Consider the following 11,616-nt stretch of genomic DNA (forward strand, 5'->3'; position numbering starts at 1 on the left):
AGCGGGTCGGTGAGGGGCCTTCCATCGCGCCGCGGTAGAAGACCCCTCACCCCGACCCTCTCCCCCAGGGGGAGAGGGAGCAGGAAGGCGCCCCTCACCGATGCGCGGTGTCGGGGTTGGGAATCCCCTCGATCGGGCATTCCTCGGTGCCGACGGTGGAACGGGTGAAGGATTCCACCATTTCCCGCGTGCCTTCCGGGTCGGCGATCCACTTGGCGTAGAAATCATAGGGGCAGGCGGCCACGCCCTTGTCGCCGTCGCCGGAATTGATCAGGCCGGTATAGCCGCGATGCACCAGCTTGAAGAGGTGGTTCTGCGACTGCATGTTCTTGCGCGCGTCGCGGATCAGCGAGGTGGAGAGGGCGGCGTACTGGATGCCATAGTCCTCCTCGCCGCATTCGCCCAAGGTGCGCCCGTCGAAGCCGACAATCGCCGAGTGGCCGAAATAGGAATAGACGCCGTCGAAGCCGGAGGCATTGGCCACCGCGACATAGACATTGTTGGCGAAGGCCATCGCCTTCGACATCAGCACCTGCTGTTCCTTGGCCGGGTACATGTAGCCCTGGCAGCGCACGATCAGTTCGGCGCCCTTCATCGCGCAGTCGCGCCAGATTTCCGGGTAATTGCCGTCGTCGCAGATGATGAGGGAGATCTTCATCCCCTTCGGGCCTTCCGAGACATAGGTGCAGTTGCCGGGATACCAGCCCTCGATCGGCACCCAGGGCATGATCTTGCGGTATTTCTGCACGATCTCACCCTTGTCGTTCATCAGGATGAGCGTGTTGTAGGGCGCCTTGTGCGGGTGTTCCTCGTGGCGCTCGCCGGTCAGCGAGAACACGCCCCACACCTTGGCCTTGCGGCAGGCCTCGGCGAAAATCTCGGTCTCGTCGCCGGGGATGGTCGAGGCGGTCTCGTACATCTCCTTGGAATCATACATGATTCCGTGGGTCGAATATTCCGGGAAGATCACCAGATCCATGCCCGGCAGGCCGATCTTCATGCCCACCACCATGTCGGCGATCTTGCGGGCGTTCTCCAGAACCTCGGCCTTGGTGTGCAGGCGCGGCATCTTGTAGTTCACCACCGCCACGCCGACGGTGTCTTTGCTGCTGGAAATGTCGCCGTGCAACATGAGAAGTCTCCTCGAAAAGGCGCGCGGCTTCGCCTCGCAGGCGGCCGGGGCCTTGCGGTGTCGGGAAGGGGATGGGGGCGGAACGGCGTTGTTCCCAACCGGATCGAGCGCGGTCGATCCAGGCCTTGATCAGGCACAAAAAAACCCGACAGGCTCTCGCGAACCTCCCGGGCAACGTTGCCAGCGCCGGCCAACAGCGTTGGTGGCCGACAGAGGATCGATCTTCCGGGGAAGTGCCCGGAAATCATCCATGGGCACTATCTAATCACCCTCGCGGCGCGACTTCAAGAGCCGGCCGGCGGGGCGGCCCGCATGTCGCGGCTGCGGGGCGACATCTGCAACAGTTCGGAGGCGTGGATGAGGGAAGCCGCCATGTCCTCCAGCGGCACGCGCTTGGCCATCGCCTGCCGGCGCAGGCTCTGATAGGCGTCCTCCTCGCTCAGGCCCAGGTTTTCCATCAGGATCGACTTCGCCCGCTGCACCGTCTGCAGCCCGGCGAGCTTGTGCTCCAGCCGGGCGACGCGCTTCTTCGCCTCCTCCCGCTCCAGCCAGAGCGTGCGGGCGATGGTGAGCTGGGTGAGCAGGCCGAAGGGGCGGATCGGCCGCTCCACCACCGCCACCGCGCCGGCTTCCAGCACGATCTGCAGCGTCGCCGGGTTCTCATAGCCGACAATGGCGATCAGCGTCGGGCGCCGGGCGGGGTCGGTTTTCAGCAGCCGCGCAATGTCGGCCCGCGCGTCCGGCTCGATGGCGAGCAGCACGACATCGGCGTCGGCCGGCCACTGCGCCGGCACCGGCCACACGGCCTCGACCGTGCAGCCGATGCGGCGCAAATGCTCGACAAGGCTCGGGCGCTCCTCGTCGGGCGGATGGATCACCGACACCCGAAGGCCGCGCAAATCCTTGAGCACCTGCATTGCCATCTCGCCGCCTCCCGTCATGACAGCGCGAACCGGCGGCCATCGGCCGGCCAGTCGTCGAGGTTCTGAACCACGCAATAGGGGTCCGGCTTCACCGCCGCCCCCGCGTCCCACATGACATGAAAGCGCCCATCCGCGCCGATCTCGGCGATGCGCGGGCGCAGCCAGGCATGGTGATTGCTGGGCTCGATCCGCACCCGCCCCTGCGGCGCCTCGAAGCTGGCCGCGCCGAGTTCGGCCAGCAGCGCCTCCGGCGCGTCGGTGCCGGTGCGCTCCAGCGCCTGCATGGCGAGGTGCATCTGGAAATAGGCCGCCTCCGCCGCCGCCGTCACCGGCCGGTGCACGCCGTTGCGCTTCTTGAAGGCGGCGACGAAGCGCCGCGCCGCCGGCGTGCCCAGCGTCTCGAAGAAAGGGGCGGCGGTGATGTGGCCGGCCGCCACCCCGCGCGGCATCAGCGCCACTTCCGCCTCGCTGGTGGTGAGGCTGGCGATCGGCAGGTGGCGGGAGGTGAAGCCGGCGGCGTGATGGGCCGCGTAGAGGCGGGCGGTGTCGGTGCCGACCACGGTGGAGAAGATCACGTCAGGCTCGGCCTCGCGCACCTTTTCCATCACCTCGGCGAAGGCGGCGTCGGGCGCGCCGAGCGGCACATAGACCTCGCCCAGCACCCGCCCGCGCGACTGCACCACGAAATCGCTCATGATCCGGTTGGATTCGTAGGGGTAGACGTAATCCGAGCCGATGAGAAAGAAGCGGTTGCCGTAATGGCGCAGCAGATAGGTGGCGAGCTGGATCGAGTTCTGGTTCGGCGCCGCGCCGGTGTAGACGCAGTGGCGCGAATATTCGAAGCCCTCATAAAGGGTGGGGTAGAACAGCAGCCCGTCCTGCGCCTCGACAATCGGGAGCACCGCCTTGCGGGTGGAGGACATGTAGCAGCCGAAGATGAGGCGCACGCCATCCTCGACCAGCAATGTCTCGGCAAGCCGGCGGAAGGCGCGCGGGTCGGAGGCGGGATCATAGGCCACCGCCTCGACACGCCGCCCGCGCACGCCGCCGGCGGCGTTGATCTCGTCAATGGCCAGCAGCGTGCCGCCGAGCTGCGAGGTCTCGACATCGGCCGTCACCCCGGTGGCGGAGAAAAGCAGCCCCACCCGCCAGGCGCCGTCCTCGTTGTCGCTCGCTGGGGAACCTGCCCGCATCGGCCGCCGCACTCCACCGGAACCTCGTCCGGCCCATGCGACCAGCCGAGGGCGCGCGGCGCAATACGGCGTTTGCCCCCTTTACGCGCCGAAATGGCCGCGCAATTCCTGCCGGACGCTGGCCAGGATCTGGTCGGAGAGCGCGGGGTCGCCGCTCGCCACGCCGCGCGCCAGGGTGAGGGCGCCGATCATGCAGGACAGCACCGCCATGGCCTGTTGCCGCCTAGCCTCGGGCGGGGCGTCGTCCATGTGGCGCTCCAGGGCGTCGACGAAGCGCCGCATGCCGTCGGCATAGCTCTTCTGCACATCGTCGGGCTGGCGCGCCACCTCGGCGCCAAGGGCGGCGAGGGCGCAGCCGGCGGCCGGGTTGTCGCGATGGGCGGGGGTCAGGTAGCGGTCGAGGATTTCGGTGAGCGAGGCCGATGCCAGCCAGGCCTGCACCCCCTCCGCGCAGGCCTCCTGGCAGGCTTCATCGGCAAGCTCCGCCTTGGAGCGGAAATGGCCATAGAAGGCGCCATGGGTCAGGCCGCTCGCCTGCATGATCTCCGCGACGCCGACATCGCGGAAGCCGCGCTGGCGAAACAGGCGGGAGGCGGAATCGAGGATCGACCGGCGATGCTCGGCGACCTTGGCTTTCGTGACCCGCAACGCGGCTCTCCTGCAGAGGGGGGTGGGCTGGGGCGGCCGTCACAGTGCGGCCTGGAATGCTTAAGACCACTAAAAGACAGGCGAGGAAACAAGAGCTTGCGCCGTTATGGACTGAAAGCGGCGACCTGTCGCGGCGTCAGCCCGGCGCGGGGCGGCGTCGCAGCCGGGCGCGCAGCGCGCGCAGCCCGGCCAGCACCGGCCGTTCCACCAGAACGAGGAACAGCGTCGCCAGAACAAGGGCAGCGAGGAAGGTTGCGGCGAACAGCCCGGCCAGCGCCGCCGGCTCCAGCGGGCCGAAGCGGGCGTAGAAGGCGCAGGCCGGCGCGACGATCAGCGGCACATGCACGAGATAGAGCGGGAAGGAGAGTTCGCCCAGACGCTGCAAGGGCGCGCTCTCGAACAGGCGCCGCACCGGCGGGGTGATGAGCAGCGCCGCCAGCACCATCACCGCGCCGATCTGCCGGGGGCCGTCGACTCCGAGCCAGGATTGCAGCAGGGGAATGAGGCCGCCCTCGGCGGAATGGCCGGGATAGGTGGCGCCGAGCACGAGGCCGAGCAGGCCGAGGAGCGCGCCGCCCGGCGCATGGTCGCGCAGGAGGTGTCGGAACTCATAGACCAGCGCCCCGCCGCAAAAGGCGGCGAGCGAAAACTGTCCCAGAACGGCAAGAACAAGAGCGCCCAGCGCCATGGCGGGCGGGCGCGCCCGGCCGGGCAGCAGCGCATAGGAACCATAGATCAGCACCGAGCCGAAGAACTCCGCCTGCATGGTCCAGAGCGGGTTGTTGAACCGCGTCGTGCCGGTGAGAAACACGCCGACGCCGCCTTCCCACAGCGCCTGATCGAAGGGCGGGATCGGCGGCTGATAGGTCCAGCGGAACCAGCGGCTACCGGTCATCGCCTGCACCTCGCGCGCCGCCTCGGGAAAGCCGTTCAGCCACGCCCAGGCCAGCGCCGAGGAGACGAGGGCGGGCAGGGCGAGCCTGAGATAGCGCAGGCCGATCAGCGCGGGCGCCTCGCGCGCGCTGATCGGCGCCGAGGCGGCGAGCACGAAGCCGGACAGCACGAAGAACACGGCGACGGCGAAATGCCCGTTCCACAGCACCGCCAGCGGCGTGTCCCACAGGCCGAAGCCGGTGCGGCCCCAATCGGTGAAGGGCGCCGGGGTGAAGGCGTAGAAGAAATGGAACGCCACCACCGAACAGGCGGCGACGCCGCGCAGTCCATCAAGGCAGAGCACCCTTTGGGACCTGGGGGCAGGTGCGGCGGGCGCGACGAAGGGCGGGCGCGGCGGCATGGGGGCGGTCCACAGTGACGGGGGCGGCGGCAGGGGGGCAAGGGAGCGCCACCATACCGCCGGAGCGCGCCGCGTGACGAGCCCCGCCGCATGTGTCAACGCCCGTTGCGCTCTATTCCATTCCAGGCTTTCCCGGTCGGGGCTTCCCACCGGCCGCCCGGGCCCCGTACAGCTCTCGCGGGGTCAGTCCTCCGGCGCCTCGCGGTCGCGCCAATGCTGCTCCGCGCCCTCCTGCGGCGCCAGCCAGGGCTCGCGGCGGATCGTCCAGAGCTCATAGCTTGGCACCAGCGCGCTCGGCGGCGCGTCCAGCGTGCCGAGCTTGACCTCGATCTCGTCCGAGCCGTCCTCCCAGCAGAACAGCTGCGCGCCGCAGCGCGGGCAGAAGCGCTCGCCCCCCGCCCGGACCTGCCAGCAGGACAATTCGCCGGACAGCGTGACGCGCGCGCGTGGCCAGATGGCGAAGAAGGAAAAGGCCGAGCCGGATTGCCTGCGGCAGGTGGCGCAATGGCACAGCCCGACCCGCAGCGGCGCGCCCTCGATCTGGTAGCGGACCTCTCCGCAGTTGCAGCCACCGGAAAGCATCATCGGGATCCCGCAGGGTTGGCCTCGTGTCGCCGCAGTCCGACAGATCAGCGCCGCGCGCGCAACAAAAAAGGCCCGGCGCGAGCCGGGCCTTTCCTGTGTCGGTGCGGCCGAGCCGCCGAAATCACTCCGCCGCCGGTTCCACCGGGTCGGAGCGCAGCACGGCGTCGCCCGCCTTCATCGCAGCGGCCCGCGGGCGCATGGAATCGCCCGCCTCTTCCGGGCGCGGGGTTCGATGGGCCATCGCCTTGTCGATGGTGACGAGGCGCAGCACATTGGTGGTGCCGGGGGTGGCGAAGGGCACGCCGGCGGTGATGGCGATCAGGTCGCCCTCGGTGGCGAAGCCGTGCTCCACCGTCACCTGCGTCGCCTTGGCCGCCATCTCGCCGAAGGTGTGGATCTCCTCCGGCGCGTGCACGACATGCACGCCATAGGACATGACGAGCCGGCGGGCGGTGGACAGCTGGCTGGCGATACCGATGATCGGGATGCGCGGGCGCTCGCGCGCCGCGTGCAGCGTGGTGGTGCCGGAAAGGGTGTAGGTGACGATCGCCGCCGCATTGGTCGACAGCGCTGCATGATAGGCGGCCTGCGTCACCGCGTCGGCGACCGAGTGGCCTTCCTCGGGGCGCTGGGATTCGATGATCGAGCGGTAGCCCGGATCACGCTCCACCTGCTTGATGATCTGGTCCATCATCGCCACGGCTTCCACCGGGTACTGGCCGGCGGCGCTTTCGGCCGAGAGCATCACCGCGTCGGCGCCGTCATAGACGGCGGTGGCGACGTCGGAGACTTCGGCGCGGGTCGGCACCGGAGCGCTGATCATCGATTCCAGCATCTGCGTCGCCACGATCACCGGCTTGCCGAGGCGGCGGGATTCGCGGATGACGCGCTTCTGCAGCGCCGGGATTTCCGGCAGCGACAGCTCGACGCCGAGATCGCCGCGCGCCACCATGATGCTGTCCGACAGCTCGGTGAGGCGGGTGAGGTGCTCGACCGCGAGCGGCTTTTCCAGCTTGAGGTTGATCTGGGCGCGGCCCTGGATCAGCTCCTTGGCTTCGAGCACGTCCTCGGGACGCTGCACGAAGGAGAGCGCGATCCACTCGACGCCGAGGTCGAGGGCGAAGAACAGGTCGGCGCGGTCCTTGTCGGTGAGCGCCGAGACCGGCAGCAGCACGTCGGGGACGTTAAAGCCCTTGTTGTTCGACAGCTTGTTGCCGGCGACCACTTCGGCGTCGATATAGCCGGCGCCCTTCTTCACCACCCGCACCCGCACCTTGCCGTCGTCGAGCAGCACGGTGGAGCCCTCATTGAGGGCTTCGAGGATTTCCGGATGGGGGATCGAGACGCGGGTCTCGTTGCCGGGCGTCGGGTCGGTGTCGAAGCGGATGGTCGAGCCGGCGGTCAGGTTGATGAAGCCGTTCTCGAACCGGCCGAGGCGCAGCTTGGGGCCCTGCAGGTCGGCGAGCACGCCGATCGGCCGCCGGACTTCCTTTTCGAGCGCCCGTACAGAGGCCAGAACGCGGCCATGGTTTTCCTGGGTGCCGTGGCTGAAATTCAGCCGGAACACATCGACCCCGGCCTCATAAAGCGCCTTGATCATTTCCGGGCTCGAAGAAGCCGGACCCAGCGTCGCCACGATCTTGGTCGCGCGTCCACGCCTGCTAACCATAATATCCTCCGTCGGTGGGCTCGCCGATGCGCGGCACCGGCGCGTCTCATATGGACCAAAAGTCTGGCCCTGTCTCCCGGATGTTATCTTGCACCGCAGCGTGTCCCTTTCGCGACGCCGAGGGCCGTACCGCTCATAAAAGCGTGACGCGAGGGCAGGCAGGGCAACCGCCCGGGCAGAGCGCGCGCTGGCGCGTGCGGCTGAAAAATCTTGCTGGCATGCGTAATTCTGTATACCACTATGCGTGTCACGCATGCGGCATCTGACCGAGCGCCGGTATCCCGTCATGGAATACGGCATGGCTGATGCATCGTCCGGTTGCCGGTTCCGGCAGCGGCAGGCAGGCGGGGCGCCCGTTTGGTCCGCAGCAGGATGCAGGTTTCGAGTTTTCAACATTCGCTGACCGCAACCACGGGTGACGCCACGCCATGACGCGAACGATCAAGAAGCTCCTCGTCGCAAACCGGTCCGAGATCGCGATCCGCGTCTTCCGCGCCGCGACCGAACTCGGCATCACCACGGTCGCGCTCTATGCGGAGGAGGACAAGCTCTCCCTGCATCGCTTCAAGGCCGACGAGGCCTATCTCGTCGGGCGCGGCCCGTTTCTGGCCAAGCCGCTCGGCCCGATCGACGCCTATCTCTCCATCGACGAGGTGATCCGCGTCGCCAAGGAGGCGAAGGTCGACGCCATTCATCCCGGCTATGGCTTCCTGTCCGAGAGTCCCGAATTCGCCGAGGCGTGTGCGGAAGCGGGAATCATCTTCATCGGCCCGACGCCGCAGACCATGCGCGACCTCGGCAACAAGGTGGCGGCGCGCAATCTCGCCATCTCGGTCGGCGTGCCTGTGATGCCGGCGACCGAGCCGCTGCCGGACGACCCGCAGGCGGTGCTGGCGGCGGCCCGCGCGGTCGGCTACCCCGTCATGCTCAAGGCGAGCTGGGGCGGCGGCGGGCGCGGCATGCGCCCGATCGACAGCGAGGACAAGCTGCTCGACGCCGTGATGACCGCCAAGCGCGAGGCCAAGGCGGCCTTCGGCAAGGATGAGGTCTATCTCGAAAAGCTGGTGCGCCGCGCCCGGCATGTCGAGGTGCAGATCCTCGGCGACACCCATGGCAATCTCGTCCATCTGTTCGAGCGCGACTGCTCGATCCAGCGCCGCAACCAGAAGGTGATCGAGCGCGCCCCGGCGCCTTATGTCGATGCGGCGACCCGCAAGGCCCTCACCGACGCCGCGCTCGCCATCGGCCGGGCCACCGACTATATCGGCGCCGGCACCGTCGAGTTCCTGATGGATGCCGATACCGGCGCCTTCTACTTCATCGAGGTCAATCCGCGCATCCAGGTCGAGCACACGGTGACGGAAGTCGTCACCGGCCTCGACCTGATCAAGGCGCAGATCAAGATCCTCGAAGGCGGCCATATCGGCGATGTCGGTGAGACCGGCATCCCGGCGCAGGACGAGATCCGCCTCAACGGCCACGCCCTGCAGTGCCGCATCACCACCGAGGACCCCGAGAACAATTTCATCCCGGACTATGGCCGCATCACCGCCTATCGCGGCGCCATGGGCTTCGGCATTCGCGTCGATGGCGGCACCGCCTATTCCGGCGCCGTGGTCACGCGCTTCTACGACCCGATGCTGGAGAAGGTGACGGCCTGGGCGCCGACCTCGGACGAGGTCATCGCCCGCATGCACCGGGCGCTGCGCGAATACCGCATTCGCGGCGTGGCGACCAATCTGCCGTTCCTTGAGAACGTGCTGACGCACGACGATTTCACCTCCTGCCGCTACACCACCCGCTTCATCGACACCACGCCGGAACTGTTCGACTTCGGCGGAAGGCGCGACCGTGCCACCAAGCTCTTGGCCTGGATCGCCGACGTCACCGTGAACGGCCACCCGGAAGTGAAGGGCCGCGCCCGCCCTTCCGCCACCGCCCGCATCCCCGAGCCGCCCGCCTTCCGCGCCGCGCCGGCCCCCGGCACGCGGCAACTGCTCGACCAGCTCGGCCCGAAGGGCTTCGCCGACTGGATGCTGGCGCAGGACCGCGTCCTCGTCACCGACACCACCATGCGCGACGCCCACCAGTCGCTGCTCGCCACCCGCATGCGTTCGCACGACATCGCCCGCGTCGCCGAGTCCTATGCGCGCGGCCTGCCCGGCCTGCTGTCGTTGGAATGCTGGGGCGGCGCGGCCTTCGACGTCTCCATGCGCTTCCTCTCGGAAGACCCGTGGGAAGGGCTGGCGAAGATCCGCGAACAGGTGCCCAACATCCTGACGCAGACGCTGGTGCGCGGCGCCAACGGGGTGGGCTACGCCAATTACCCCGACAACGTCGTCCGCTTCTTCATCCGCCAGGCGGCGGATGCCGGCATGGACATTTTCCGCGTCTTCGACTGCCTCAACTGGATCGAGAACATGCGCGTCTCGATCGACGAGGCGCTGAAGACCGGCAAGCTGGTCGAGGGCGCCATCTGCTATGCCGGCGACCTGCTCGACCCGGCGCGGTCGAAATACGACCTGAAATACTACGTCTCCATGGCCAGGGAGCTGGAGAAGACCGGCATCCATGTGCTGGGCCTCAAGGACATGGGCGGCCTGGTCAAGCCCGCCGCCGCCCGGGTGCTGTTCAAGGCGCTGAAGGAGGAGATCGGCCTCCCCATCCACTTCCACACCCATGACACGTCGGGCGTCGCGGCCGCCTCGGTGCTGGCGGCGGTGGAGGCGGGGGTCGATGCGGTCGACCTCGCCATGGACGCGATGAGCGGCATGACCTCGCAGCCGTGCCTGGGCTCCATCGTCGAGGCGCTGCGCGGCTCGCCCCGCGACACCGGGCTCGACCCGGAAGCCATCCGCCGCATCTCCTTCTATTGGGAGGGCGTGCGCGCCCAGTACGCCGCCTTCGAGAGCGACCTCAAGGGCCCGGCCTCGGAAGTCTATCTGCACGAAATGCCCGGCGGGCAGTTCACCAATCTGAAGGAGCAGGCCCGCTCCATGGGGCTGGAGAGCCGCTGGCACGAGGTGGCGCGCACCTATCGCGACGCCAATGACCTGTTCGGCGACATCATCAAGGTCACGCCCTCCTCCAAGGTGGTGGGCGACCTCGCTTTGATGATGGTGAGCCAGGGCCTGTCCGCCGCCGACGTGCTCGATCCCGCGCGCGATGTCGCCTTCCCGGCCTCGGCGGTGGCGATGCTGCATGGCGAATATGGCCAGCCGCTCGGCGGCTGGCCGCCGGCGCTGCAGAACAAGGCGCTGAAGGGCGAGGCGCCGATCACCGTGCGCTATGGCTCGCTGCTGGAGGATGCCGATCTCGACGCCGAACGGGCGGATGTGTCGGCCCTGCTCGGCCGCACCGCCAGCGACCGCGAGCTCGCCTCCTACCTGATGTACCCGAAGGTGTTTTCCGATTTCGCCCCGGTGCTGGCCCAGTTCGGCCCGGTCTCGGCGCTGCCGACCCCGGTGTTCTTCTACGGCATGAAGCCGGGCGATGAGACCACGATCGAGATCGAGCGCGGCAAGACGCTGATGGTGCGCCTCACCGCGCTCGGCGACACCCGCGATGACGGCCAGGTCGAAGTGTTCTTCGAGCTGAACGGCCAGCCGCGGATGATCCTGGCGGTCGATCGCGACGCGGTGCCGAAGGTCGCCGGCCGGCGCAAGGCGGAGGAGGGCAACCCCGCCCATGTCGCCGCGCCGATGCCGGGCACCATCTCCTCGCTCGCCGTGCAGGTCGGGCAGGCGGTGCAGGCCGGCGACGTGCTGCTCACCATCGAGGCGATGAAGATGGAAACGGCGATCCATGCCCCGCGCGCGGGCACGGTCGCGGAGATTCTGGTGGCGCCCGGCAACGCGATCGACGCCAAGGATCTGCTGGTCGTTCTCGACGGCTAGGTACGCAACAAACGGTCAACGACCTTCTTGGGAGGAAGGCAATCTTGGGAGGCAGGCAAAAATGCGATTGGCAATATTGAAGGAAGAGGCGGGCCTCGAGCCGCGCGTGGCGGGCAGTCCCGACACGGTAAAGCGCTATGTCGGCTTAGGGGCGACGGTTGTTGTGGCCTCGGGGGCGGGTGTGGCGTCGGGGGTTGGTGACGGGGAGTATGAGGGCGCGGGGGCGACTGTGGTGGCGGATAACGCCGCGGCGGTGGCGGGGGCGGATATCGTGCT

Annotated in this window: 8 protein-coding genes and 1 pseudogene; 2 read left to right on the top strand and 7 right to left on the bottom strand. The window is 68.2% G+C overall.

Annotation, left to right across the window (positions count from 1 at the left end; genetic code table 11):
• Nucleotides 1-94: 94 nt before the first annotated feature.
• The 7 genes from BLO63_RS20570 to pyk form a co-directional block, all read right to left on the bottom strand.
• On the bottom strand, nt 95-1,132 hold the full coding sequence (locus BLO63_RS20570; protein ID WP_091444689.1) for an aliphatic amidase: 1,038 nt from the start codon (nt 1,130-1,132) through the stop codon (nt 95-97).
• A 284-nt stretch (nt 1,133-1,416) separates the two neighbouring features.
• Nucleotides 1,417-2,055, bottom strand: a complete 639-nt coding sequence (locus BLO63_RS20575; RefSeq protein ID WP_091444692.1) for an ANTAR domain-containing response regulator — start codon at nt 2,053-2,055, stop codon at nt 1,417-1,419.
• 14 nt (nt 2,056-2,069) lie between these two features.
• Nucleotides 2,070-3,248, bottom strand: a complete 1,179-nt coding sequence (locus BLO63_RS20580) for a transporter substrate-binding domain-containing protein (protein ID WP_091444695.1) — start codon at nt 3,246-3,248, stop codon at nt 2,070-2,072.
• Nucleotides 3,249-3,329: 81 nt separating this feature from the next.
• Entirely contained in the window at nt 3,330-3,896 is a 567-nt protein-coding gene (locus tag BLO63_RS20585; protein ID WP_091444696.1) for a TetR/AcrR family transcriptional regulator, read from the bottom strand.
• A 136-nt stretch (nt 3,897-4,032) separates the two neighbouring features.
• Nucleotides 4,033-5,133: an acyltransferase family protein gene (locus tag BLO63_RS20590; RefSeq protein WP_162841866.1), complete on the bottom strand. Its 1,101-nt coding sequence runs from the start codon at nt 5,131-5,133 to the stop codon at nt 4,033-4,035.
• Nucleotides 5,134-5,373: 240 nt separating this feature from the next.
• Complete coding sequence (locus BLO63_RS20595; RefSeq protein ID WP_091444700.1) at nt 5,374-5,775, bottom strand: GFA family protein; 402 nt, start codon at nt 5,773-5,775, stop codon at nt 5,374-5,376.
• A 121-nt stretch (nt 5,776-5,896) separates the two neighbouring features.
• Nucleotides 5,897-7,444: a pyruvate kinase gene (gene pyk, locus BLO63_RS20600; protein WP_091444703.1), complete on the bottom strand. Its 1,548-nt coding sequence runs from the start codon at nt 7,442-7,444 to the stop codon at nt 5,897-5,899.
• A gap of 428 nt (nt 7,445-7,872) precedes the next feature.
• Here pyk and pyc point away from each other — a divergent pair, with 428 nt between their 5' ends.
• Nucleotides 7,873-11,340 (top strand): pyruvate carboxylase, encoded by a 3,468-nt coding sequence (gene pyc, locus BLO63_RS20605; RefSeq protein ID WP_091444705.1) that lies wholly within the window; start codon nt 7,873-7,875, stop codon nt 11,338-11,340.
• A gap of 61 nt (nt 11,341-11,401) precedes the next feature.
• A pseudogene (locus BLO63_RS20610) lies at nt 11,402-11,616 on the top strand (NAD(P)(+) transhydrogenase (Re/Si-specific) subunit alpha); the annotation flags it as partial.

The sequence above is a fragment of the Ancylobacter rudongensis genome (assembly GCF_900100155.1).
GTDB lineage: Bacteria > Pseudomonadota > Alphaproteobacteria > Rhizobiales > Xanthobacteraceae > Ancylobacter > Ancylobacter rudongensis.

What these genes read in the sequence shown, in the direction of transcription:
- BLO63_RS20595 (WP_091444700.1), bottom strand. Translation starts at nt 5,775, where the DNA reads ATGATGCTTTCCGGTGGCTGCAACTGCGGAGAGGTCCGCTACCAGATC.
- BLO63_RS20580 (WP_091444695.1), bottom strand. Translation starts at nt 3,248, where the DNA reads ATGCGGGCAGGTTCCCCAGCGAGCGACAACGAGGACGGCGCCTGGCGG.
- pyc (WP_091444705.1), top strand. Translation starts at nt 7,873, where the DNA reads ATGACGCGAACGATCAAGAAGCTCCTCGTCGCAAACCGGTCCGAGATC.
- BLO63_RS20575 (WP_091444692.1), bottom strand. Translation starts at nt 2,055, where the DNA reads ATGGCAATGCAGGTGCTCAAGGATTTGCGCGGCCTTCGGGTGTCGGTG.
- BLO63_RS20570 (WP_091444689.1), bottom strand. Translation starts at nt 1,132, where the DNA reads ATGTTGCACGGCGACATTTCCAGCAGCAAAGACACCGTCGGCGTGGCG.
- pyk (WP_091444703.1), bottom strand. Translation starts at nt 7,444, where the DNA reads ATGGTTAGCAGGCGTGGACGCGCGACCAAGATCGTGGCGACGCTGGGT.